The organism is Luteitalea pratensis (assembly GCF_001618865.1).
GTDB classification, from domain to species: domain Bacteria; phylum Acidobacteriota; class Vicinamibacteria; order Vicinamibacterales; family Vicinamibacteraceae; genus Luteitalea; species Luteitalea pratensis.
In genome coordinates this window covers 57,175-81,588 of record NZ_CP015136.1, presented here as the reverse complement: position 1 = coordinate 81,588, position 24,414 = coordinate 57,175, and the positions used below count along the sequence as shown (strand labels likewise).

The 24,414-nt window shown below is 66.7% G+C and carries 16 protein-coding genes and 2 tRNA genes; 5 read left to right on the top strand and 13 right to left on the bottom strand.

Translation table 11 applies throughout. The annotated features are described in order from the left end of the window. Positions 1-189: 189 nt before the first annotated feature. The gene (locus LuPra_RS00335; protein ID WP_110168917.1) at positions 190-645 is read left to right on the top strand and encodes a mobile mystery protein A; all 456 of its coding nucleotides are present in this window, start codon (positions 190-192) and stop codon (positions 643-645) included. 8 nt (positions 646-653) lie between these two features. Next, entirely contained in the window at positions 654-1,238 is a 585-nt protein-coding gene (locus tag LuPra_RS00330; protein ID WP_110174447.1) for a mobile mystery protein B, read from the top strand. A gap of 879 nt (positions 1,239-2,117) precedes the next feature. On the opposite strand, the gene LuPra_RS00320 is transcribed toward LuPra_RS00330, so the two are convergent. Together LuPra_RS00320 and LuPra_RS00310 are read right to left on the bottom strand one after the other, a co-directional pair. Continuing rightward, positions 2,118-2,807, bottom strand: a complete 690-nt coding sequence (locus tag LuPra_RS00320; protein WP_157898567.1) for an SH3 domain-containing protein — start codon at positions 2,805-2,807, stop codon at positions 2,118-2,120. 1,321 nt (positions 2,808-4,128) lie between these two features. After that, positions 4,129-4,202 (bottom strand) — tRNA-Gln (locus LuPra_RS00310). A 116-nt stretch (positions 4,203-4,318) separates the two neighbouring features. Between LuPra_RS00310 and LuPra_RS00305 the strand changes: the two genes are divergently transcribed. Next, positions 4,319-4,690: a hypothetical protein gene (locus LuPra_RS00305; protein ID WP_157898566.1), complete on the top strand. Its 372-nt coding sequence runs from the start codon at positions 4,319-4,321 to the stop codon at positions 4,688-4,690. A 147-nt stretch (positions 4,691-4,837) separates the two neighbouring features. Here the strand turns inward: LuPra_RS00305 and LuPra_RS00300 are convergent, their stop codons facing one another. Continuing rightward, positions 4,838-5,902 carry an alpha/beta fold hydrolase gene (locus LuPra_RS00300; RefSeq protein WP_110168912.1) on the bottom strand — a complete coding sequence of 355 codons (1,065 nt, stop codon included), beginning with the start codon at positions 5,900-5,902 and terminating at the stop codon, positions 4,838-4,840. A gap of 268 nt (positions 5,903-6,170) precedes the next feature. On the opposite strand from LuPra_RS00300, the gene LuPra_RS00295 reads away from it, so the two are divergent. Continuing rightward, on the top strand, positions 6,171-6,710 hold the full coding sequence (locus tag LuPra_RS00295) for a dihydrofolate reductase family protein (protein ID WP_110168911.1): 540 nt from the start codon (positions 6,171-6,173) through the stop codon (positions 6,708-6,710). Positions 6,711-6,717: 7 nt separating this feature from the next. On the opposite strand, the gene LuPra_RS00290 is transcribed toward LuPra_RS00295, so the two are convergent. Then, entirely contained in the window at positions 6,718-7,443 is a 726-nt protein-coding gene (locus LuPra_RS00290; protein WP_234800651.1) for a DNA alkylation repair protein, read from the bottom strand. Between the two features lie 108 nt (positions 7,444-7,551). On the opposite strand from LuPra_RS00290, the gene LuPra_RS00285 reads away from it, so the two are divergent. After that, positions 7,552-8,316, top strand: coding sequence for an SDR family oxidoreductase (locus LuPra_RS00285; protein WP_110168910.1), 765 nt, complete (start codon positions 7,552-7,554; stop codon positions 8,314-8,316). A gap of 336 nt (positions 8,317-8,652) precedes the next feature. On the opposite strand, the gene LuPra_RS00280 is transcribed toward LuPra_RS00285, so the two are convergent. From LuPra_RS00280 to LuPra_RS00240, 9 genes are all read right to left on the bottom strand, one after another. Then, entirely contained in the window at positions 8,653-11,301 is a 2,649-nt protein-coding gene (locus tag LuPra_RS00280) for a TonB-dependent receptor (RefSeq protein ID WP_110168909.1), read from the bottom strand. A gap of 75 nt (positions 11,302-11,376) precedes the next feature. Then, a complete protein-coding gene (locus tag LuPra_RS00275; protein ID WP_110168908.1) occupies positions 11,377-13,032 on the bottom strand; it encodes a mechanosensitive ion channel family protein in 1,656 nt (551 codons plus the stop codon). 177 nt (positions 13,033-13,209) lie between these two features. Beyond that, positions 13,210-14,859 (bottom strand): GMC oxidoreductase, encoded by a 1,650-nt coding sequence (locus tag LuPra_RS00270; protein ID WP_110168907.1) that lies wholly within the window; start codon positions 14,857-14,859, stop codon positions 13,210-13,212. An 86-nt stretch (positions 14,860-14,945) separates the two neighbouring features. Further along, positions 14,946-16,598 carry a GMC oxidoreductase gene (locus LuPra_RS00265; protein WP_110168906.1) on the bottom strand — a complete coding sequence of 551 codons (1,653 nt, stop codon included), beginning with the start codon at positions 16,596-16,598 and terminating at the stop codon, positions 14,946-14,948. A gap of 86 nt (positions 16,599-16,684) precedes the next feature. Further along, on the bottom strand, positions 16,685-19,942 hold the full coding sequence (locus tag LuPra_RS00260; protein ID WP_110168905.1) for an amidohydrolase family protein: 3,258 nt from the start codon (positions 19,940-19,942) through the stop codon (positions 16,685-16,687). A 135-nt stretch (positions 19,943-20,077) separates the two neighbouring features. Then, on the bottom strand, positions 20,078-20,713 hold the full coding sequence (locus LuPra_RS00255) for a DNA-3-methyladenine glycosylase family protein (RefSeq protein WP_110168904.1): 636 nt from the start codon (positions 20,711-20,713) through the stop codon (positions 20,078-20,080). Positions 20,714-20,728: 15 nt separating this feature from the next. Then, positions 20,729-22,387 (bottom strand): glycerol-3-phosphate dehydrogenase/oxidase, encoded by a 1,659-nt coding sequence (locus tag LuPra_RS00250; protein WP_110168903.1) that lies wholly within the window; start codon positions 22,385-22,387, stop codon positions 20,729-20,731. Further along, positions 22,335-23,816 carry a glutamate--tRNA ligase gene (gene gltX / locus LuPra_RS00245; RefSeq protein ID WP_110168902.1) on the bottom strand — a complete coding sequence of 494 codons (1,482 nt, stop codon included), beginning with the start codon at positions 23,814-23,816 and terminating at the stop codon, positions 22,335-22,337. The genes LuPra_RS00250 and gltX overlap by 53 nt, the downstream gene beginning before the upstream one ends. 150 nt (positions 23,817-23,966) lie before the next feature. Beyond that, positions 23,967-24,060, bottom strand: a tRNA-Ser gene (locus LuPra_RS00240). Positions 24,061-24,414: the final 354 nt, after the last annotated feature.

Genomic DNA, 24,414 nt, shown 5'->3' with positions numbered 1-24,414 from the left:
ACTGACGCTGCCAAGCAATTGATCTCGTCGCCCGCGCCCCTTTGCTGGACGGCTTGGCGGTTACGCGGATAGTGCTTTCCCTGCCCTCAGCTGAATGCCCGACGTTTAAATAGCCCACAGACTATTGAAATTTATATAATCAATAGGCTATAAACTATTGGAATTGCTGAATGGAATAGGTTGAAGGCTATGAAATCGCCAAGGATCGCCGCGAAATCGAGGGCCCGTCTCGACGAGCGTCTCGCCCGATTAGGGCCCGCTGAGCGCTATCGGCCGCCCGCTCGTGGCTGGATCAAGGCCGTCCGCGAGGCCCTCGGCATGAATACGGCGCAGATGGCGCGACGCATGGGCGTGAGCCAGCCCAGCATCGTCGGTCTCGAGCAGTCAGAAGAGAAGGAGACCATCCAGCTGGCGACGCTGCGGCGCGCGGCCGAGGCCCTCGACTGCACACTCGTGTACGGGCTCGTTCCGAACAAGCCGCTCGGCGTGACGGTCCGCGAGCGCGCACGTGCGCTGCTTCTTCGGCGGCGCCAGCCCGTCGAGCACACGATGCTGCTGGAGGATCAGCGGGTCGAGGACAGCATCACCGACGCGGAAGTCGAGGACGCCATCCGCGACACGAGCCCTCGCGTGTTCTGGGATTGACGCGCATCGTGACCGACCTGTTCGAGGAGCCAGACGATGCCACGCCGTTGACGCCCGACGGGCGCAAGGGACTGATCCCATCGGACATCGCCTACCGCAGCGAGCTGAACAGGGCCGAGCAGGACAATATCGTGCGGGCCCACGATTGGGCGCTCGCCCGTCGTCGCAACCTCTTGACTGAGAAGTTCGTGAAGGACCTGCACCGCCGCATGCTTGGCGACGTCTGGCGCTGGGCCGGCCAGTTCAGGATCAGTGAGCGCAACATCGGAATGCCGCACTGCGAGATCCCCGTGGCGCTGCGACAATTGCTCGCCGACGCCGCGACCTGGATCGAACACAAGGCCTACCCGCCCGACGAGATCGCGGTGCGCCTTCATCATCGGCTCGTGCAGATCCACCCGTTCCCCAACGGCAACGGCCGGCATTCTCGGCTGATGGCAGATCTGCTCGTGATGCAGCTGGGTCGCGAACGCTTCACATGGGGCAGCGCCAACCTGCGGGACGCGGACGAGGTCCGTCGCCGCTACATCGACGCGCTCAGGGCGGCGGACAACCATGACCTGACGCCCCTGCTCGCCTTCGCGCGGTCCTAGAGTAGCTGGCTCGACCTGTCTCTAATCTTGCCGGAGCGCTGCACGCGATGCGTACCGCTTGCACCGAACGAGCCGATCGCGACACGTCAAAACCGTCCCGTCGTCTTGCGTAAAGGTCGTGCTTGGACTGGCGGGCAGAGACACGGCGTTGGCCAGGAAACATCGCTTGCACATTGATGCCGGGAGCCGAGTGGCCATGCTCCTGGACTACTACGCGTCGCGCCTCGAGGACATCTTGACGTGAGCCGGCGAGTCGACGCGTCACTGCTAGAACGACGAAAGCTGTCTCGGTCGGGTGTGCCGGGTGTCAGGGTCGAGGCCAAGTGAGCGAATCGCAGGGCACACGCCGAGCATTCCGCCGCCAGTCGGTGGCGACCACCCCCAGCAACAGTTGCTGCGCTTGCCACACGTCGATGGGCGCCTGACCACCGGATCGCGACACCACATGCGATCGACCATCTCCCCACACCACAGCCGTGCTCAGCTGTTCCTCGTGAGTGGCAACGCCTCCTGGTGAACTGTAAGCAGGCTCGGCTGACCGGAAGTCGAGACGCTGAACCGCTCTCGAGACGTCGTCCAGACCTGGCGCGTGTTTCTCCGCCTTCAGGCAATAGCCCTCTCCTTCGCTGAGATCGGGATCTCCGCAGTGCACACTCTGGTAGACGGCTGTGCCGGCGCGACCATCGATGTTGGCAGCAAACTGCAGTTCTTGATCTGGAACGCAGACGCCCGTGAAACTGTCCCTCTGAATAGATATCTGAGTGAGCAGATCGGATACGCGAGACGACTGTGGAACTAGTACTTGGCACCGGCTGCCCTCGACAGGAATGCTTGGATCCGCGTCGCCGCATGGGAAAAAGAGAGTGTGGTCTTTTTCGGCTAATCCCCAATGACGAACGCTTTCAACCGCCAACCGCTCTCGGTGAGAACAAACCACGCTCGATAATCGATTGGGCTTCTGATGAAGCCGGAGGCCACGTAGCCCTTCAGACCGGTGGACAGACGGACCTGCTCCCACCCGGGAACGTCCCTGTCGCTGTCGACCCTTTCCACTATGTCGAAATCCAGCGACGCCAGCACTCGAGCGCCGGCACTCGGCTGCTCGCGGAGCCTCACGCCCGTGCCCGTGACCGCCTTGCACTCGACCGAGTCAGCCCGGTCTGCCCAGGCTGAATAGACATAAGGCGTCGAGAAGCTGGCGTTTCCGTCGAACGTCCCGCCCATCGCCAGGGCCCGGCCAAACTCACCCCAGAAGTCTCGCCCGGCATCGTCGATGAACGCCTTCAGGAACTCGATGCCCTCGCCCTCGAAGTCGATGTTGACGTCGGGTTCCGCTATGCGCAGAATCGCCGCCCGATCCCTCCGCAGCACCCCGCGCCCTAGCTGTCGCCGAAAGGCGAGGAAATCAGGATGGCGTGCAGCCTCGTCGCGCGGCAGGAGCCGCGGCCGGAACCTGGTATCCAGCGGTGCGCTGAGCCCGCAGAACGGGAGCGCGGCCGGCGAACTCGGACCCTGCGCCAAGGCATGGACCTCAACCCCAGCCACGGGTACTGCGAGCAGAGCAATCACCACGTGTACGAACACATAGAGCGCACGAGTCCACAGCGGTAGCGAAGGTGCGGCAAGGAGCGCTCTGGACATCGGCTCTGTCGGATTCGGTGGCGGCGTCGCTTCTCAGTCACCCAGGCGACTGCCGGCCGGCACTGCAAAGAATCGGCGGTATCCCGAATTCCGTGCAACGCTGCTGTATCCCTTCGCCCATCGGAAGCTGAGCCTCGGCACAACGGCCTTATGAAATCGTGGGGCGCGCCGATAGGACGAAGGAGCCAAGCTGCCGACGCGTGACCTCACGAACCTACCTGCGCCTGAGCACAGGGTTGCCTCTACTGCCAATGCCTTTCCTGTTGGTGGGGGCTACGGTTGGCTGAGGAAAGGTACCCTCGCCGAGATTCTGGCGTTCTTGGGCTGGGCGGGGCTGGATCATCATGCCGGTGTACGTGCCGCTGGTTGCCCTCACGCTACTCGTGCTCTGGCGGTCATCTTCGCGAGCGCACGGACTTGCCGCGCTGACGATGCCGCCGCTTGCGGCCGTTGGATGGTCGCTAATGCATGCTTCGGGATTTCGTGACCAGACGACAATGCTTGTGGTGATGGTTGGCTATGCGTACGTACTAGTCGTGCTCGCGGGACTCTGGATCGGACAACGCTTGCGGCTGCTGGTTCCGGACTAGATCAGCAAGACGAGCCAACCACGGCAGCCGTGCCCTTCCGGCATGCGTTCACTCGTACCAGGGACCCGCAACCAGGTCCATCGTCGCGCCCAGTCACGGTCTCCAACGCGACATCCGTTCAGTCACACGTCCCATCGTGCTGAAGTCGCATGGCCATACGCCGACGTGGAACCCGCGGCTGAACGACCAGGGCCTGTCCGACGAGTCGCGGGAGACGTTCCGGCGCATCAACCTGCGGTGGCACGACCTGCGGCCTGAGTACGTGTCGCGCCTGGTGGAGCACGCGGTGCCGCTGGCGCAGGCGACCTGTTGGGGCACGCGTCGATCACGACCACGGAGTGGTACGACAACCAGACGCTGGCGAACCTGCAGGTGGCGACGGCGAGATTGGAGCGCGGGCTCGCCTTCCGAGCGGTATCAGTGGATGAGGTCGGGCGCGAGATGGAGGCGATGGCCGGCCCGGAGAGCCGGCCCTACCAAACCGCGGCAGGCCGTAGGCCGAAGGCCGCAGGCGATCCACCCGAGCCCGATTCCGTCCGCGAGCGACGCACAGAGTTCAAGATTCTTTCAAGATCGGGCCTACTGCAGAGCAAACCAGCCGTGCCAAACAGACACGCAGAAGCAGTGCTAAATACTTGAAAGAGAATGACTTAGGAAATTGGCTGGGAGGCAGGGATTCGAACCCCGATAACCGCGTCCAGAGCGCGGTGTCCTACCGTTGAACGACCTCCCAGCACAGGGCGCGGACGCCCGAGAGGAAACAGTAGTGTAGCGAAATTCGCGCGAACGCGGCAAGTCCGCCCTATGCTGGCCTCGTTCGGGCGCGCCCCCGACGAGGAAGGACCTGCGATGGTTCGCCTGCTTGCCGTTTGCGTGCTGGTGACGTCCGGCCTCGGACAAGCTGGCCCTGGACTTCCCCCGTCCCGATACCCCGGCGCTCGCCGCCTCTGCTCCGAGCACGTCAGTGGCGCCGCGATGCACATCTCCTGGGAGTCCTACGCGACCGCCGATTCCCCTGACAGCGTCGTCGCCCACTATCAGCGGACGACCGGCCGAACTGCGACCGCGCGGGCAGACGGGTCGCGCCACTTCGAATGGGACACGGCACACACGATGTCGATCTATCCCGCCGCAAGGAACGACGAGTTCCCTCACTGCGACGTCAAGCCAACGGCCCGCGAACGGGCGATCATCCTGTCGTCGACCGCCGCGCGACCCTGAATGCCGCAGGCGGGCGCCCACAAGCTCGGTGACCGTCGAGCCGCCTTCGCCAAGGCTCCGGCGGCCCAAAGCCTGACGGGCGACGGCTACGGCTAGATCGTCCGTCGAGCAAGCTCGACGGCTACGCACAGAGACGCACACACGGCGCTACTTCTCCGTCGCTGTGAGGAGCGCCACCAGGTGTTCCTTCCACACCGCCGCTGCAGTGTGCGTGCCGTGGCCGACCGTCTTGTCACTGAGCGGCAGCACCATTGCCTTGCCCTGTTTCACGCGACCCATCTCGCGCTCGAGCACGCCCAACTCCGGCGGGTTGATGATGTCGTCGGCAGAGTTGATCGCGACAAGCGGCGCGACGATCTTCTCGAGGCCCGGCTTCGGGTCGTAGTCGCGCGAGGCCTCGATCGCGTAGAGGATGTCGTTGGCGTCGCCGGTCTTCATGTAGGCATCCACGTACTCGTCGAGCACGCGGTCGGCGTCGGCAAGCGTCGGCGCCTGCTTCAACCGGATGATCGGATTGCTGCCCATGAGCCACAGCATCTGCGCCACGGTGCGAAGCCCGCGCGGCTGCGTCGTGTAGTTGCCGTCCTTCCACTCCGGATCCCGGCGGATGGCATCGATCGCCACGCGGCGCCATGCCCGGTTGCGAGCAGACACCTGGTCGGGCAGGCTCGCCAGCGGCATCAAGGCGTCCATCGCACCGGGGTAGGTCTCACCCCACACCCATGTGAGCATGCCGCCCATCGACGTGCCCATCACCAGCCGCAGTCGTGACGCGCCAAGCCCCTCGGTCATCAGCAGGTACTGCGCTCGCACGACGTCCTGGTAGCCGTAGCGCGGGAACTTCGCACGCAGGCCGTCACTCGGCTTGCTCGACTTGCCATGGCCGATCGCGTCCGGCATGACGATGAAGTATTTCGCGGCGTCGAGGGGCTGGCCGGCGCCGAACAGCTCGCCGGCAAAGCCGGGCCCGACAAACTGCGCGCCGGTCCCGCCGGTGCCGTGCATGACGACGATGACGGCGTTGCGGACGCGTCCGCTGGAGTCGCGTTGGGGTGTGCCGACGGTGCGGTAGTGCAGCCGCAGTTGCGGCAAGACCTCGCCCGAAGCGAAACGGAAGTCACCGATGACGTAATCGGCCTCGGTGACGGTGGCTGGCTGGGCAGCGACCAGCCGCGCGACCAGCAGGACGAGGAGCAGGGCACGGATGAGCATGGGTGATCGTACACATCGGGAGTCGGGAGTCGGGAGTCGGGAGTGGGGAGTCGGGAGTCTGGAACCGCTGCGCGTCAGAGATGCCCGTCGAGCAAGCTCGACGGCTACCCCTCAGAGTAGGTGTCGCGCTTCGCCTTCCCATGCCGGGATTGGGGATTCGGGATTCAGACCAGCCGGCAATACGGAACGGCGCCCGTCGACCTGACTTGTCCGCCGGAGCCTTGGCGAAGGCGGAAGGTCGACGGCTACGTGCGCTAACGTAGCGACCATGACCAATGCATCGCGTCGTGTGTGCTACCACGTGGCCTCGAGCCTCGATGGTTTCATCGCCGCGGAGGATGGCAGCTACGACTGGATCCCCATGGATCCGGACATCGACTTCCCGGCGTTGTTCGCGCGCTTCGACACGCTCGTCATGGGACGGCTCACCTACGAGGTGATGCTCGCGTACGAGGGCGGCGTCAACGACAACGGCGTCTACGGCAAGCCGACCATCGTCTTCTCGCGAACGCTGAATCCAGCCGACCATCCGAACGTGCGAGTCACCACCGAGGATCCGGCGGCCGTGGTCGCCGAGCTGACACGGCAGCCGGGTGGCGACATCTGGATCTTTGGCGGCGGCAACCTGTTCCGCCAGCTCGCGGACGCGGGCATGGTCGACTCGGTCGAAGTCGCCCTTGTGCCCGTGCTCCTCGGCTCGGGCATACCGCTCCTGCCCAAAGGCGCGCGGATGCGCCTGTCGTTGCGCTCACATCGGATCTATCCCGGCACCGGCACCGTACTGCTCCAATACGACGTCGTGCGGTAAGCGATGCTCAACGCTTCTTCGCCGCCCGCCGACGCTGAAGTGCACGCGCGACGATCGGTCCGGTCAACTCGCGGACGGCGTCCTTCCCCACCCAACGGCTGCCGGCATCGGACGTGGCCGCGAGACGCCTCGCCACCGCCAGGGCCGCGCCGTGCAGGGCCACATTCCGGCGTCCCGTCGTGCGCAGGGCCCAGCTGACGCCCTTGCGTACCAGGTCGCGCTCATCGGCCGCGGCCTCCTCGACGAGCGGCAACCGCCCGGAGAACGGTGCGTCCTCCGAAATCTTGTCGTGGACGGCGAGACTGGCCATCAGCGCGAACGCCGCGCGACGCACGAACTCATGCCTGGCGCGCGCCCATCGGTCGACGCAACGCCACGCATGCGGCGTGCGATCGAAGAGCACGAAGCACAGGGTGTCGCACACGCCCCAGCTGTCGAAGTCGCGGCACCACCGGTCCATCTGGGCCACCGTGACAGCCGCCGGATCGTCCACGTAGGCCGCAAGCAGCCTGGCCTCGTACACGCCCGACGTCCACAGCGCCTCCGCGGTCGCATGGTCGCAGCCGATGCCACGCGCCAGCTTCTGCACGTTGGCAATCGACACGCCCAGTGCGTTGGCCGACGTGATGCCGAAGCGCTGGAGGTTGGCCAGGTCACGCGGAGTCGCAAGTGCCTCGAGCGACTGCAGGATCTCCGCAAGGGGGGGGATCGGCGAAAGGGCGGGTCTGGCCATGTGGCACGCATGGTACTTCGATGCGCGTTCTAGCCATGGTCCGGGCGCTGCGCGACCTCGCACGGCAACGCTCACCCCGCCACGCGGTGCGTCGCGAGGAGTTCTAGAATGGCCAACGTGACGTCGCCTTCTCCAATCGTCCTCATCACCGGTGGCAGTCGCGGCATCGGCGCGGCCACCGCCAGGCTCGCGGCCGTCCGCGGCTACGCCGTAGCCTTGACATATCTTGAACGGGCCGCGACCGCGCAGGCGCTCGCCGACGAGATCACGTCGTCAGGCGGGACGGCACTGGCGCTCCAGGCAGATGTCAGTGTGGAAGCCGACGTGCTGCGCGTGTTCGGCGAAGTGGACTCACGCCTCGGCACACTCACGGCGCTCGTGAACAACGCGGGAGTGCTCGAGCGCCAGATGCGCCTCGACGAGATGGACGTGCGTCGATGGACACGCGTGCTGACCACCAACGTCGTCGGCAGCTTCCTCTGCGCGCGCGAAGCGGTGCGACGCATGTCCACGAAACACGGCGGGATCGGCGGCGCGATCGTCAACCTGTCGTCGATGGCCTCGGTGATCGGTGGCGCGAACGAGTACGTCGACTACGCGGCGTCGAAGGGGGCCGTCGACTCGATGACTATCGGCCTCGCGAGGGAGACCGCCACCGAACGCGTCCGCGTGAACTGCGTGCGGCCAGGGCCGATCCGCACCGAGATCCACGCCAGCGGCGGCGAACCGGGACGCATCGATCGCATCAAGACTGCGATCCCGATGCAACGCGGCGGCGAACCGGAGGAAGTCGCGAGCACCATCATGTGGCTGCTCTCGGACGAGGCCAGCTACATCACGGGCGCGATCGTCGATGTCAGCGGAGGAAGGTAAGGGACGCGGGAATGCCGAATGCCGCGAATGCCGAATGCCTAACCTGGACGCCGGCCTGATCGGCCGGCGCCGATTTGTCTTGCCGCCTGCGTTATGGTCTTTGTCAAGAAGGAACCGTCGTCCCGGCAAGGCCGGACAGCGACAGCCGACGCCTGGCTGGGACAGCCCGGCGCTACCCGGTAGCCTGTCGTCGGTCATCTCCGACGCGTCGAGCAAGGAATCGCACCCCGCCCGATAACTGGCCGTCAGCGGTGTGGGAAAGACTGCGCCGGCCGACCAGGCCGGCGACCACGTTCGGCATTCCCGGCATTCGCAGCATTCCGGCATTACCACTATTCAGAAAAACACCCGTGTTCCGAAATCGAATCGGCGCGCTGGCGCAGCGGCGGTCGGCTGCAGGAAGTACGGTGAGGTCATCACGCCGGCGTAGCGCGAGAAGTTGGTCTCGTTGAGAATGTTCCAGGCCTGCGCGTAGAACTCGACACCGCGCGGACTCGGCTTCGGACCCGGTGTCGCACCGTCCGAGGCTGACCCGCCATCGAGAAGCTCCGGGCGCCATCCGAGGCGCAGGTTGAGCGTGCGCTGCCACGTGCCGCGCTCGGTGTTGCGGCCGAGACCCTCGGGCCGATCGGTGAAGACCGTGTCGCTGTTGTCGTCGAGCCCCGTACGTACTGTGTACGGCGCGCCCGACGCGAGATCGCCCCACGCGTTGGCGCGCAGTCCCATCGGCAACTCCATGCGCACGAAGCCGAACACGCGGTGCCGCACATCCCATGACGCCGGTCCCCACTCCGCGTCGAGGTCCCGGCTGTCTGCGGGCAGCGTCGTCGGTCCGTCGGAGTCGTTCCACGCCTGTGCGTACTGGTAGCGCACGAGGCCGGACGCCTTGCCGTCCTGTCGCGCGAGCCGGACGCTCGAGTCGAACCCCGCCGATCGCGCGCGACCGGTGGATTCGATCTCGGTGATGCGCTCGAATTCGGGGTCGGGAAAGACGCCGGCGACCGGCGCGTTGGCGTTGAGACTCCGGAGCCGATCCTGCGCGGACTGCCCATAGACGTTCAACTGCACGCGCAGCTGTTGCGAGAAGCGATGCTCGACGCCTACCGACGCGCGGGCCGTGTACGTCATGTCGAGGTCCGCGGCGGACTCGCGGATGATGCTCGGTGGCGGCAAGGCCTCCGCGCCCTGGCCGTCCAGCGGATTGGGGTAGCCGGGATCGCGGATGATGACGTCGCGCAGATGAGTGCCATCGAGCTGCAGCGACTGCTCGTACACCCACGGCTGGTACCACTCGTTGAACAGACCCACGCCGGCCGTCACCGTCGTCTTCGGCCGCTCCTTCGGCGTCCAGGACAGGCTCGCCCGCGGCGCGATGTTGTTGGCATCGTCGAGCAACGACTGGATGTCGTGCCGGAAGCCGAAGCCGAAGCGCAGGCCCTCGCGCATCTCGACCTCGTCGTAGGCGAACCAGCTGAACTCCTGCCGGTCGTACGTCACGAGCGGGTTACCGGTGCGGCGCGAGAACTGCTGCGGCGTGCCCGCCTCGTAGTCAGCCAGGCTCGAGAAGGTGAACACGCCGACGTAGTTGTCGATGCGGTCGGTGCGCGTCCACCCGAGCTCTGTTTCGAAGCCGAATCGCACCTTGTGCTTCGGATGACTGATCAGGTCGACGGTCTGAGCGATCTCGATCTCCTGGTCCCGTCGTCCACCGGCCCGCTGGGCGCCGCCGGATCGGAAGGCATTGGGCACGTTGATGCCGACGGCGTTGCTCACGGAGTCCACCGAGTTGCGGATATCCACGTACTCGAGCCGCACCTCGTTGAGCAAGTGCCTGCCGATGGTGCCGATGGCCGAGATCCGCGCGATATCGCCGATGCTGTCGTCGCTGAACGCGCGCTCGGGCAGCTCGAACTCACCGACGCCGAGGTTGTCGCCTCTCGAGTCCCAGCGTTGGTACTCGCCGCGCAGCGTCTGGGTGGCATTGATCGCGTGCTCGACGCGCAGTTCGGCATCGAAGCGACTGTGCTCCGTGTTCGCCAGGGACGGGACCTCGGTCGGGGCGCCCGTGGCGATGATGGGCTGCGCATCGTAGCCGTCGCGCACGGATAAACGACCCGACATCGACGAGCGCTGCCTGACGATCGGGCCGCTGAAGCTCCAGTTCAGCCGCCGCGTGCGTCCGTCCGGGTGGACCTGCGAGAAGGGCGGCCGGGCGTCCAGAGACTGATCGCGGAGTCCGGCCGAGACCTCGTGCGTCCACGTGGAGCCGCCCGGACGCGTGATGATCTCGACGCGCACCTGCCCGGCGCCCATGCTGTCGGTGCTGAACGGGTCCTTCCGGATGCGCACGACCTGGATCTGGTTCTTCGGCGGGAGCGCGCCACCCTCGAATCCGTTGACGCGGATTTCCGCGCCGACGCCAGCAAGGGCTTCGATCGCGAGTGCGAGCTCATCGAGATCGTCGGGCAATTGCTCGATCTCTTTCGGACTCAAGGTCTCGACCTGTCCATCGGCAGTCGGCGGCACGAAGGTTTCAGGCTGGGCGCGCACGGCCACCTGTTCGGCATATCCGCCGATCGACAAGGTCGCGACGGCCTCGGCCGTCTCCGAGGGTCGCACCGACGCTTCGACCGTGGCCGGTTCGAACCCGGGGAGTTCCACCACGAGCCGGTAATCTCCGGGCGGCACGTCCAGCGTCGCCTCACCCGACGCATCGGTCACCAGGACGCGCGGACCGCCGCCGGCGTCGGCGCCGGGGCTCGAGAACACGACGGTCGCGCCCGGCAGGCGTCCGCCCTGACCGTCCTTCACGATGACGATCAGGTGGCCGCTTGCCTCCCGGGTGTCCTGATCGGACGTCGGGTGCTGCGGAGGCTGCGTGGTCGCACGACCGATGGCGGGTGCGAAGGCGAGTGAGGCGAGCAGGATCAGCGCGGCACGTAGCGTGTGTGGCTGACGCCGTTGAGGAGAATCGAGGCGGCGCATCCTCCCAGAATAGCGGTCACGACAAGGTCGCGGCACCCCAAGAATCGTGAATGACTTGATGCTTGGCTCTTGCCGTCACGCCGGGCGCGGATCGACTGGACTCCGCGACGGCTGATCTTGTACGAGATGGATGGTCCGTGTCGGAAAGGCGAAGCTCGAGCCGGCTTCTTCGACCACCTGCATGAACTCGAGCAGCACGTCCTGCCGGCACTCCTCGAACGCCGTCCAAGTCGTCACCTCGAACCAGGCCATGACTTCGATATCGAGCGAGCTCGAGCCGAACGCCTCGAACTTGACGATCACCGTGTCCGCCCAGATGCGGGGATGCGACCGCAGGACCCGCTCGAAGCCCGCGAGCACGGCCTGCATCTGCTGCCGCGTCGTGGCGTACGTCAGTCCCACCGTCGTCGCGAGCCGCATCCGGTCACGCAACTGGAACGACTCGAGCCGCTGGTCGGCCAGCTTGCCGTTCGGAATGCTGACCACCGTCCGGTCGAGCGTGCGGAACCGCGTCGAACGCAGGCCGATGTCCTCGACGGTGCCGACGAAGTCCTCGACCTTGACGAGGTCCCCGACCCGCAACGGCTGGTCGACGGCGAGCGCCATGGAGCCGAAGACGTTCTCCACGGTCTTCTGCGCGCCGAACGCCAGCGCCAGGCCTCCGATGCCGAGGCCAGCGAGCACAGTGCCGACCGGATAGCCCAGGGCCGCGACCATGGCCAGCACGCCGAGCGCCACGACCGCCCCCCGGAGGATGTTGGAACCCACGGTCAACAGGCTGAGCGTGGCGGGATTGGTCCGTGCCCACGGCCTGGTGAGCGTCAACGCCGCGAACACGGCAATCGTGCGCCAGAGCGCCCAGAACAGGGCAAACACCAGGCCTGACCGCACCAGCGCGCCCACCCACCCGAGGGCGGACGCGCTGAATTGCATGGCGCTGCAACCGAGGCCGAACACCATCAAGGAGAAGGCCAGCGTGAGTGGCCGGCCGAGACTGGCGGCGAGTTGGTCGACCCAGGGATTGGTCGTGCGTGCGGTGATGATGCCGATCAGCGGCCCCGACACCCCCCGCAGCAACCGCGCCGCGACCCAGGAGAGGCCAGCCAGGATCGGCAGTGCGAGCCATTGCCACCACAGCAGCCCGAGCGGTCCGGCGCTCAGGAGAAAGTTGGTACGACCGCCAGTCAGGAGGCTGCGAATCCACCGGTCGGGCAGCTCGCTGTACCAGTCGTCGATGTGCGAGACGGTCATCGGCGAAAACGCCCAGTACGTGCCGACCTTGTCGGAGGTGCGCCTCAAGCGCAGTGGCTGGTCCTCGCCGTCGATCGCCAGCACAGCAACCTGCTCGACCTGAGGCGGCAGACCGTCGTCCAACTTGCCCGCCGACGCACCGGACAGGGTGTCGACGTCGATCAGCCGACGGCTGTCGAGGACGCCCTTGAGCCGCTCGGCGAGTTCCCGTCGCCTGGAGGCGTTGGCCGCGGTGAGCGACAGGTACCGGCCGGCCTCGTCCCAGCGGCTGCGGTTGGCCGCCTCGAGGAAGGCACGGACGGAGGCGGCCGGGGAGTCGTTCGCAATCTCCTCCGGCGGTGGTTCGGCCTCGGGTGGCGCGACAGGGGCTGCCTGGGGCGCCGGCGCTTTCGGCATCTGCGCAAGGACCGGGGTCGTCAGGACGAGCAGCACCGCCAAGGCGAACACGGCGCACCGCAGCGAAGGGAAGGTCTGGGCCATACCCCCATTCCACACCGGGCTCCGTGGCGACGCCAACTCGGCGGCGGACATTGACGCCTAACGCTTAGCGCCTAACGCTTGACGCTTGAGGCTTGACGCTTGACGCTTGACGCCTCCTGCCAGATGCCTGATGTCGAGGGCCGAGGGCCGAAGGACGACGGGTCGTCAGCGAAGCCGCTACATGTTGCCGCGCTTCATCTCCTCGGCCAGGTAATCCGTGGCTCGCCAGGCAATCGCCAGGATGGTGATCGTGGGGTTCTTCTCCGAGGCGGTGGTGAACGACGACCCATCCACGACGAACACGTTCTTCACCTCGTGCATCTGGTTGAACTTGTTCAGTGCCGACTTCTTCGGGTCATCGCCCATGCGGCACGTGCCGTGCTCGTGGATGGCGGATCCGTTCCGATCCGTTGCGCCGCGCGTGTAGTCGACCAGTTCGATTCCGGCAGTCTTCGCGAGTTCCTCGACCGTGTCCCCCATGTGCTGCAGCATCACGCGCTCGTTCTCGCGAATCCGGTAGTCGATGTGCAGCAGCGGCACTCCGTAGCGATCGGTCCTGGTCGGGTCGACGGTGATGCGGTTGTCGCGATAGCCCAGCACCTCGCCGTAGGGGTGCATCTCCACCCAGGCCGGGTAGTGTTTGCGGACATCAGTCTTGAACGCCGTGCCGAAGCCTGGCAGGCGTCCCGCGAAGTGGCCGGCGCCGTCCTCGTGACAGCCGGTAGCCCACAACTGCATGCCGAAACCGCGCAGGTAGTCGCGCCGGTGGCCGTCGCGGTGGTTGAAGCGCGGCATGTACGCATGCTCGCCGCCGATGCCGCGGTCGTCCCTGGTCGCCGACCCGTACAAGGCGGGCATGAACCCGCGCGCATGGAAGCGCACCTGTTCGCAGAGGTAGCGGCCGATGACGTCGCTGCCGTTGCCGATGCCGTTGGGATGCCGCGAAGACGTGGAGTTCAGCAGGATGCGAGTGGTATCGACGCAGCTCGCACCCATCACCACGACCTTGCCGAGCACCTGTCGCTCCACGCCGGTCTTTCGGTCGAAGTACTGGACGCCCTTCGCCAGGCCGTTGTCGTCCACGAGCACGCGGGCGACGACGGCGTTGGAGCGGATCTCGAGCTTGCCGGTCTTCAGGGCATCCGGCAGCAGGTGGTCGGCCGAGCAGAAGAACGACGCCGTGTCACAGCCGCGGCCGCATTGCCCACAGTGATGGCAGGCGGGAAAGCCATTGTGCGCGACCGTCTTGACGGCGCGACGAATCCGGACGAACGGCATCTTCAGCCGCTGCCCGGCCCGAGACAACGCGACCTCGGCGCACCGCATCGCCGGCGGTGGAAGGAAGTGCTTGCTGCCCGGCAGCGAATCGTAGTCGTCGTCGCCGCCGCACACGCCGATCAGCTGATCGACCTTGTCGTAGTACGGCGCGACATCGCTGTAGCGGATCGGCCACGGGATGTCCCAGCCGTCGCGCTCGCCAGCACGGAAGTCCATCTCGCTGTAGCGCAGGCTGACGCGCCCCCAGATGTTGGTCTTGCCGCCGAGGCCCCAGACGCGGATCAACTCGAAATCACGGTCCGCTGGCGTCAGCCAGGGCTGTTCCTCCGGATCGAGCACGAACGGCGGCGGCTGTTCGCCGCGCGCACGGCGCACCCGCGCATCCCACGGCGTCACGTGCGTCCAGAATTTCGCCCGGTCGAACTTCTCGCCGGCATCGAGCAACAGCACGTCGACGCCCTGGCGGGTGAGGTTCCACGCGGCCATGCCGCCGGAGGCGCCGGAACCGATGACGATGACAGGGTAGACCTTCGCGGACGATTGGATCATGGTCACCTGACGAACGCTGAACGCTGAACGATGAACGCCGACGGCCCAAGGCCCAAGGCCGAGGGTGAAGGCCGGCAGCGAAGCCGCTACAGGTTGCCTCGCTTCAGTTCCTCGGCGAGGTAGTCGGTCGCGCGCCAGGCGAGCGAGAGGATCGTGATCGTCGGATTCTTCTCTGACGCTGCCGTGAAGGATGATCCGTCCACGACGAACAGGTTCTTCACCTCGTGCATCTGGTTGAACTTGTTCAGGGCCGACTTCTTCGAATCGTCGCCCATGCGGCAGGTGCCGTGTTCGTGAATCGCGGATCCGTTGCGGTCGGCTTCACCGCGCCGGTAATCGAACAGCTCGATGCCCGATGCATGGGCGATCTCCTCGAGCGTGTCGGCCATGTGCTCGAACATCTTGCGCTCGTTGTCTCGCGTCGAGTAATCGATGTGCAGCAGCGGCACGCCGTACCTGTCGGTCTTCGCCTTGTCCACCGTGATGCGGTTGTCGGCGTACGGCAGCACCTCGCCGAACGGGTGGAGTTCCACATAAGCCGGGAAGCGCTTGCGGACCTCGTCCTTGTAGCCGCTGCCAAAACCAGGCAGCCCGCGCGCGTAGTGGCCGGCACCCTCGGAGTTGGTGCCCGTGTTCCAGAATTGCATGCCGAAGCCGCGCAGGTAGTCGCGCTTGCGATCCGGACGATGGTTGAAGCGGGGCATGTACACGTGCTCGCCGCTGATGCCCTTGTCGTCGGTCGCCGCCTTGCCGTACAGCGACGGCATGAAGCCGCGGGCGTTCAAGCGGATCTGCTCGCAGAGAAAGCGGCCGATGACGTCGCTGCCGTTGCCGATGCCGTTGGGATGATGCAAGGACGTCGAGTTGAGCAGGATGCGCGTGGTGTCCACGCAACTCGCACCGATGACGACGACCTTGCCGAGCACCTGCTGCTCCGCGCCGGTTTTTCGATCGAAGTACTGGATGCCCTTCGCGAGGCCCTTGTCGTCCACGAGGACGCGGGCGGCGACGGCGTTGGACCGGATCTCGAGCTTGCCGGTCTTCATCGCGTCCGGCAGCAGGTGGTCGGCCGAACAGAAGAAGGAGGCGGTGTCACAGCCACGCCCGCATTGGCCGCAGTAGTGGCACGCCGGGAAGCCTCGCACCGGCTTGGTCATGTTGGCGCGCCGGCCGCGGACGAACGGGATCCCGATCGTCGCGCTCGCGCGCCACATCGCGACCTCGGCGCACCGCATCTGCGGAGGCGGCAGGAAGTACTTGCTGCCCGGCAGCACCTCCGAGTCGTCGTCGCCGCCACACACGCCAATCAGTTGGTCGACCTTGTCGTAGTACGGCGCGAGGTCGCTGTAGTGGATGGGCCACGGGATGTCCCAGCCATCGCGCTCGCCGGCACGGAAGTCCATCTCGCTGTAGCGCAGGCTGACGCGGCCCCAGACGTTGGTCTTGCCGCCGATGCCCCAGGCGCGGTTGAGCTGAAAGTCCTTGCCCTCCGGCGTGAGGTACGGCTGCTCCTTCGTGTCGAGGAAGAACTCGGGCGGCCGCTCGCCGCGCGCCCGCCGCGCCCGGTCTTCCCACGGCGTCACGTGCGTCCAGAACTTCGCCCGATCGAACTTCTCGCCGGCGTCCAGCAGCAGCACGTCCACGCCCTGGCGGGTCAGGTTCCACGCCGCCATGCCGCCCGACGCACCGGAGCCGACGACGATGACGGGGTGAACCTTCGCGACTGATTGGACGGGCATGTGGAGAGCTCAGGTAATGCCTAATGCCTAATGCCTAATGTTGAAGACCGAAGGCCGACGGCCGACGGCCCAAGGCCGACTGTGCTCTACCTCTCCCAATACAGCTTCTTCCGCGGCTGGGCGACGGGGGCCAGCTGGTTCAACGTGGCCGCATCATACAGCCGCCCGTTGGCCATCACCATCCGCACCGTCTGGCTCTGGCGGATGTCGGCGAGCGGGTTGCCGTCGAGCACGATGAGGTCGGCGAGCTTGCCGGTTTCGAGCGAGCCCAGGTCCTTGTCCAGGCCGAGATACTGCGCGCCGGCGATGGTCGCCGCCTGGAGTGCCTCGAGGTTGGTCATGCCGCCCTGCTGCAGCATCCAGAGTTCCCAGTGCGCACCGAGGCCCTGCAGCTGTCCGTGGGCGCCGAGCTGGACCTTCCCTCCAGCCGCGAGCACCGCCTTGGCGCCCTTCGAGACGAGCACGTGCGCGTAGTCGTCCGACGACGACATGCCGCGGCGCCGCGCCCGCGGCAGCACGACGTCGCGCGGCACGAACGTCATCAGCCGCTCGTTCCGGAACACGTCGTCATGCTGGTACCAGTAGTTCTCGCCGCTCTGCGATCCGTACGAGACGATGAGCGTCGGCGTGTAGCCGAGGCCGCTTTTTGCAAAGAGCGTCGTCACGTCCTTGTACAGGTTCGGCACCGGCAGGTTGTGCTCGATGCCGGTATGGCCGTCGAGCATCATGGTCTCGTTGTAGTAGAGCAGCGAGCCGCCCTCCGGCACGACGAGCATCTCCTGCTCGCGTGCGGCCTTGATGATCATCTGCCGTGCATCCCGGCGCTGCTGGTTGTAGCTCTTGACCGAGAAGGCGCCAACGGCCTTCATGCGACGCATGTGCGAGCGAGCATCCTCGATCGAGCTGACCACGGACTTGAACGGCGTTTCCGCGCCGTAGAGTATGGTGCCCGTCGAGAACAGCCGCGGCCCGACCAGCGCGCCCGTTCGCACCATCTCGGACATCGTGAACACGGTCTCGGTGTCGTTGGACGGATCGTGCGACGTGGTGACGCCGAACGCCAGGTTGGCCATCAGCGGCCAGTTGGCCTGCGGGATCAGCCCGTCACCTGGTCCCCCCAGGTGCGCGTGGGCGTCGACGATGCCGGGCATGATCGTCTTGCCGGTCGCGTCGATCCGCGTCGCGCCCGAGGGAATGGTGACCCGACCCGCCGGACCGATTGCCACGATGCGGTTGCTGCGGACGACGATGTCGCCGTGGTCGATCACTTCGGCGCGTCCGGTGCCGGCCATGGTGATGATGCGGGCGCCGACCAGGGCGATCTCGCCCGCCGGCGCGTCGCTCGCCTGCGTGAAGCCGATGTTGACGCCGGCCGTTTCCGGCGGCGACGGGACGTCCTGACCGCCTTCGACGAAGGCGAACGTCTTCGTCAGGTCGCGCGTGTACAGCTCGGGACCGAGCGCCCAGTGCACGCGCTGGCTGTCGGCCGACCAATGCAGCGAGAAGCCGGTGTCGCGCGACACCTGCGCCACCGGGTAGGCGGACCCGCCAGGCGCGATGGTCGCCGGGCGTCCTGTGGCCGGCAACGGCATCACGTAGGTACGGAAGCGCTCCTCGAACGCCACCCACTTGTTGTCCGGCGACGGCACGATCTGGATCGCGTTCTCGGACTGGACGTGGACGATCTCGTCGCCGCCCTCGAGGGTGACGCTGCGGAGCACGGCCTGATCTCCGCGACGCTCGCGAAGGAAGATCCGCGTCCCATCGCGGTTGAAGAGTGGCTCCTGGCCGCCATCGGAGACCTTCTTCGATGTACCGCCCGCGGCAGGCACGATGAACACGCCGCTCTCGGCGGCATAGTTGATGTCGCGGCCGGTATCGGGTCCCGTGGCGCGGTACACGATCGACGCGCCATCTGGCGAGAACGAGGGGGCCGCGTACTGTCCCGGTGTGGCGATGACGTCACGGCCGCCCTGCCCGTCGGTGCCAATCACCTTCAGCCGGCCCCTCGCCTCGTCATCCCAGGTCACGTACGCAATCTGGCGGCCGTCGGGAGAGAACGTGGGCCACGCCTCGTGGGCCGGGTCCTGCGTGAGGCGACGCGGCTCGCCATCGGGCAGTCCGCGTACGTACAGGTGCCCGAGAGCGCTGTACACCACGCTGCGGCCGTCGGGCGCCACCTTCACATGTCGCAGCATCCGCACCGGGACGCGTTCTGGCGCCACCTCGCGACTGAACCGCAGCGGGTCGTTGACCGTCTGCTCGACCCCGGCGCGGAACGGGATCCTGGTGCCGGTCTTCGAGGCGAGATCGACGCGCCACAGGCCGCCCCTGCCCCAGATGACGAAGCCCTTGCCGTCCGGCGTCCACGCGTACTGCGCATACACGCCGTGCACCGCCCACGCTTCCTGCAGGTCCTTGTCGAGACCGTCGAACACGCTGCGCTCGACGCCGGTTGCGAGGTCACGCACGAACAGGCGGCTGCCGAGGTCGACACGACGGATGAATGCGAGCGACTTGCCATCGGGGGAGACGCGCGGCGTGATCGAGCCGCCCGGCCGTGCCGTGACCGACCGTTCCTTGCCGGTCTTCAGGTCGCGCCGCATGATCGCGTAAATCGTTCCGAACGGGTCCTTGTTGTATTCGAAGGTCTCCCCGGGCGTGACGTCCTTGCTGTAGTAGAGGACCTGGCCGTCGGGCGAGATCGCCGGCTCGCCGGCATCCTTCTGCCACCCGTTCTTCTCGGTGACCTGCAGGCCATCGCCGCCTGCCACGTGGAACTGCCAGATCTCTCCCGCGCCGAGGGAGCGCTGCTTGACGAAATGCTTTCGCGCGTAGATCGATTGGCCATCTGGCGCCCACGTCGGGCTGTTGACGAACCAGCGGTTCTCCTTCGAGACCAGCGACGGCTTGTTGCCATCGGCGTTCATCACCCAGATGTTCCACAGGCCGTCGCGATCGCTGCTGAACGCGATGCGCTTGCCATCGGGACTGAAGCGCGGCTGCATGTCGAACGCCGGCCCGCTCGTGACGCGCGTGGCCAGGCCCGATCCCGATCCTGCGATCGGCATCGTGTAGAGGTCTCCCAGCAGGTCGAATACGATCGTCTGCCCGTCCGGGCTGACGTCCACGTTCATCCAGGTGCCTTCGTCGGTCTCGAACTCGACGACGTGTGTCGGTCCGAGCGGGGCGGTGATGTCCCAGGCCGGTTCCTTCTTCGCGTCAGCCGCAGGAACCGCGGGTGGCGGCGACGCGGGCGGCGGCTGCGCGGGTGGCTGCTGGGCGGAAAGCGCGATGCCGAGCGTCAACAGCACGGCGAGGGCAGATGCGAATCGTCCTGTCATCAATGGGGAACCTTGCGAGTCGATGCATTCCGCTGGGACAGCCCGCGGCTACCTCATTCTCGAGCGGTCACAGTAGGGTAGTACCGCGCTGTCCCAGCGAGGCGTCTTTAGGCGTCAGGCGTCAGGCGTTAGGCGTTACTTCGCCTCGAGCGCTCGCCACATGTACCACGAGCCGATGCTCCGGTACGGACGCCATGCCTCGGCGTGCGCCGTCATCTCGTCGGCCGTGAACTTCGTGCCATTGCCATAGACCTTCGCGAACCCGGTCACGACGCCGAGATCACCAAGCGGCAGCACGTCGGGTCGTTGCAGGTGGAACATCAGGAACATCTCGGCGGTCCAGCGGCCGATGCCCTTCACCTGCGTGAGCGTGGCGATGACGTCGTCGTCCGACATCCTGTGCAGCCGGCGCGTGTCGAGCGAGCCGTCGGTGACGTGCCGGCACAAGTCGAGGATGTACCGCGTCTTCTGCGTGCTGAGGCCGGCCGAGCGCAGGCTCTCCGCGGGCGTGCACAGCCACGTCGCCGGCGGTGGGCAGGCGGTCACGTTCATCGTCGCCATGACGCGCGTGTAGATGGTGGTGGCGGCGCCGGTCGAGAGTTGCTGGAAGACGATGGCGCGCACCAGGGCCGCGAAGCTGTCGCGTCGTATCCGGGTGCCGAGCGTGCACGGGCCGTGCGCCTTGATCAAGCGCGCCAGCACCAGGTCGCGGCGTGCCAGCGTGCGGGTGGCGGTACGGCAGGTCTCCGGCGTGAAGCGAACGGGTATCATGCGAGCACCTCGGAATCAGTCAAGGTTGGCAAACGAGTCGAGGGTCACGGGGTGGTCGCCGTCGGTGCGGAGGAGGAGGCTGCGGCAACGCGTCAGTTCTTCGGCAACACGCTGATCTGACCAGCCCAGTTCCTCGCGCATGACGGCGGCGATGCGAGCCAGGGCCGGACGACCGCGGTGTGGGGTGAAGGCGAGCTGCGAACGCCGGAACACGAAGTCGGCGACACGCTCACACGCCTCGTGGCGGACCGCGTGCACGACCTGTGCGGCGACGTCCGGCTCGTCGTCCATGAGCAATTGGGCGAGTTCCGGCCGCTCCTCCACCAGGTGCAGCACTTCCGTGCGACGACTGCCATACAGCGTGGCGAGGTGCGCTCGCTGCGACTCGTTGAGCTCGGCCGGCAGGCGGCCTTCAGGGCGGGCGCCGGGCAGCGACGTCGTCGCGGTCGTGCAGCGCGCCGGCACGTCCAGCAGACGGCACACGCGCTGTGTCGCTTCCTCCGCAATCGCCCGGTAGCCAGTCAGCTTGCCGCCGATGATCGACACCAGCCCGACGGGGTTCTGCTCGGCGATCACCCGGTGCGAACGGGTGACGGCGGAAGCATCGCCATTGCGCCGGACGAGCGCCCGTACGCCCGCATTGGTGAAGAACACGTCGCCGAGGCTGCCGACCAACGGCTCCACCGATCGTCGCAGGTACTCGACCTCGGCGGGCGTGGCCGCGACGTCGCCAGGATCATCGTTGTAGTCGATGTCGGTGGTGCCGACCCACGCGTGCCCGAGCCAGGGAATCACGAACATCAGCCGGCCGTCGACCGCAGAGGGCAGCGCGAGCGCGTTGGCTGGAGGGTTGTCGCACGCGATGTGGATGCCTCGTGTGGTTCGGACGCGTGGCCGCGGTGACTGCTGCAGCACACCCGCGGTGCGGTCGAACCAGGGGCCGGACGCGTTCACGACTACGCGCCCGGACACCTCGACCTCGCGTTGCGCGATCGCGTCCTGCACGCGCACGCCACGCATGCGGCCATCGGTCACGACGGCGGCGACGACGCGGGAGTAGTTGCAGACGGCGGCACCGGCGTCCGCCGCGTCGACGATGTTCTCGATGCAGAGGCGCTCGGGCATCGCTGCCTGCGCGTCCGAGTATGATGCCGCGCCCTGCAGGCCGGCGCGCACGAGGCGCGGCTCGGCGGCGCGGACCGCGTCGGCCGAGAGCATGCGATGTCCATCGAGGGTACGGTCGTAGCTGAGGGCGTCGTAGAGCCACATGCCCGCGCGCATCTTCAGCCGCGCGAACGACGAGGCGTCGTAGAACGGCAGCAGGAAGCGTAGCGGCTTGACCAGGTGCCGGGCGATCCGCAGGAGCGTCTCGCGCTCGCGCAGGTCGAGGCGGACGAGCGGGAGGTCGAGCATCTCGAGGTAGCGGAGGCCACCGTGGATCAGGCGCGTGGAGCCGGCGGATGTGCCGCTTCCGAAATCGTCCTGTTCGAAAATCGCCACCCGCAGGCCGCGGCTGGCCGCATCGCGGGCGACACCGCAGCCGATGATGCCGCCGCCGACCACGAGGACATCGAACGACTGGCGATGGAGGTCTGCCGCTCGCATATGGATGGTCGGGGGGTCAGGCAGGCCCCGCGCGACGAGCGCCGGCGCGAATGCGCGCGAGGCTCTCATCGCGTCCCAGTAGCTCGATCGTCTCGAACAGGCCTGGACTGACGGTGCGACCGGTGAGCGACACCCGCACCGCTTGCATGAAGACGCCTGGCTTCACGCCGCGGGCTTCGGCCGTGCCCCGGACGGCCTGCTCGATCGTCGCGGGATCGAAAGGCGCGGTGTCGGCAAGCGTCGTCGCGAGGGCGTCGAGGTGCGCCCCCATCTGCGGCGTCAGATGTTTTGTGGCCGCGGCGGGATCGAACACCACCGGGCGTACAAGCGGCCCGAGGCCCTCGGGGATATCGCCAAGTCGCTTGGCGCGGGGGCGCAGCAGCGCCAGCGCGCGCACGAGCCACGGACGCCCTGGACCGTCGAAGTCGGCGCGCCAGAGCCCGGCCTGCTCGAGCCACGGGCGGGCCTGCGCAATCAGCACATCGTCGGACATCTGCATGATGTGCTGGTTGTTCATCCATTCGAGCTTCTCGGGGTTGAAGACGGCATTGCCGCCGCTGATGCCCTCGAGATCGAAGCGCTCGACGAGTTCGTCGGCCGAGAAGAGTTCCTGGTCGGTGCCGGGGGACCACCCGAGGAGGGCGAGGAAGTTCACCATTGCCTCCGGAACCACTCCCTGCGCGGAGTACTCCATGACCGATGTCGCGCCATGGCGCTTGCTCAGGCGCTTCTTGTCGGGGCCCAGGATCAACGGGACGTGCGCGAAGCCGGGCACCGGTGCACCGAGTGCCTCGTACAGCAGCACCTGCTTGGGCGTGTTCGAGATGTGGTCGTCACCGCGGATCACCTGCGTGATCTGCATGTCCATGTCGTCGACGACGACCGACAGGTGGTAGGTCGGGCAGCCGTCGGACCGCAGGATCACGAAGTCCTCGAGACCAGCGTTGTCGAAGCCGATCTCGCCGTGGACGGCATCGGCAAACACCGTGCGCCCCTCGGGTGGGACGCGGAAGCGGACGGCGCGCGGCATGCCGGCCGCCTCACGTTCGACGACTTCCTCGGCGCTCAACGAGACGCTCGTCTCGTCGTACTGCTTGGGGCCGAAAGCCGAGGGTCCACCATCGCCCGTCTCGCTCGCCGTGGCGCGCGCGTCGGCGCCCCGGTAGTCGTAATAGGCGTGACCGCTGGCCACCAACTGCGCCGCGACGGCGCGGTACCGGTCCAGGCGTTGTGACTGGAAGTACGGCCCGTGGGGACCGCCGACGCCAGGACCTTCATCCCACGTCAGCCCCAGCCAGCGCATGCCGTCGAGGATGCCCTGCACCATCTCATCCGAGGACCGCTCCATGTCGGTGTCCTCGATGCGAAGCACGAAGGCACCGCCGGTGTGCCGCGCGAGCAGCCAGTTGAAGAGGGCGGTACGGGCGCCACCGACGTGCAGGTAGCCCGTAGGCGAGGGCGCGAAACGGACGCGTGGCGGGAAAGTGTGTTCAGGCACTGGGAGGGTCAGTATGCCGCGGTCCGCGTCGGCGCGACAGGTGCTGTTGGGGCTGCCCGAGCCCAGCTCGCACTCCAAAGACAAAGGCGTCTCCGGGGGCTTGCCGAGCCGAAGCTCGCGGCTCCAGCGAAGCCATACGCGAGCGAAGGCTGGCGGTGAGGGAGGGATTCGAACCCTCGGTAGAGGTTTTAGCCCCTACAACGGTTTAGCAAACCGCCGCCTTCAGCCTCTCGGCCACCTCACCGCAAGCGTTAAGTATACGTAAAGTAGGCACTTGCGCAAACGCCTCGATCGAGGGGTGACGGTTTTTCGGTCTGAGACCTGCGCAAATTCGGCCAGAAATCCCGACATCTGCCATTGCAGCTCCGCGCTTTCATCACACCGCGTGTGTGAAGAAATTGCTAATGATTCCGCGCGCCAGCCACCGCAGTCTGGGATTGTGCAGGAAGTTGTGCAGTAGTTCGCCTGGCTCTTCTGGGCGACACTGCCCGCGTCAATCGCGGGTCGAGCCGCAGGGGGGTGCGTCGCTGGTCCTGCCGGGTATCAGCGCCCGCCGCATGCAGCAAGCGGCGCGCGCAATCTTCGCCAACGTGTATCG

What these genes read in the sequence shown, in the direction of transcription:
- LuPra_RS00250 (WP_110168903.1), bottom strand. Translation starts at nt 22,387, where the DNA reads ATGAGAGCCTCGCGCGCATTCGCGCCGGCGCTCGTCGCGCGGGGCCTG.
- LuPra_RS00275 (WP_110168908.1), bottom strand. Translation starts at nt 13,032, where the DNA reads ATGGCCCAGACCTTCCCTTCGCTGCGGTGCGCCGTGTTCGCCTTGGCG.
- LuPra_RS00285 (WP_110168910.1), top strand. Translation starts at nt 7,552, where the DNA reads ATGGCCAACGTGACGTCGCCTTCTCCAATCGTCCTCATCACCGGTGGC.
- LuPra_RS00335 (WP_110168917.1), top strand. Translation starts at nt 190, where the DNA reads ATGAAATCGCCAAGGATCGCCGCGAAATCGAGGGCCCGTCTCGACGAG.
- LuPra_RS00280 (WP_110168909.1), bottom strand. Translation starts at nt 11,301, where the DNA reads ATGCGCCGCCTCGATTCTCCTCAACGGCGTCAGCCACACACGCTACGT.
- LuPra_RS00270 (WP_110168907.1), bottom strand. Translation starts at nt 14,859, where the DNA reads ATGATCCAATCGTCCGCGAAGGTCTACCCTGTCATCGTCATCGGTTCC.
- LuPra_RS00305 (WP_157898566.1), top strand. Translation starts at nt 4,319, where the DNA reads ATGGTTCGCCTGCTTGCCGTTTGCGTGCTGGTGACGTCCGGCCTCGGA.
- LuPra_RS00265 (WP_110168906.1), bottom strand. Translation starts at nt 16,598, where the DNA reads ATGCCCGTCCAATCAGTCGCGAAGGTTCACCCCGTCATCGTCGTCGGC.
- LuPra_RS00260 (WP_110168905.1), bottom strand. Translation starts at nt 19,942, where the DNA reads ATGACAGGACGATTCGCATCTGCCCTCGCCGTGCTGTTGACGCTCGGC.
- LuPra_RS00300 (WP_110168912.1), bottom strand. Translation starts at nt 5,902, where the DNA reads ATGCTCATCCGTGCCCTGCTCCTCGTCCTGCTGGTCGCGCGGCTGGTC.
- LuPra_RS00295 (WP_110168911.1), top strand. Translation starts at nt 6,171, where the DNA reads ATGACCAATGCATCGCGTCGTGTGTGCTACCACGTGGCCTCGAGCCTC.
- LuPra_RS00290 (WP_234800651.1), bottom strand. Translation starts at nt 7,443, where the DNA reads ATGGCCAGACCCGCCCTTTCGCCGATCCCCCCCCTTGCGGAGATCCTG.
- LuPra_RS00255 (WP_110168904.1), bottom strand. Translation starts at nt 20,713, where the DNA reads ATGATACCCGTTCGCTTCACGCCGGAGACCTGCCGTACCGCCACCCGC.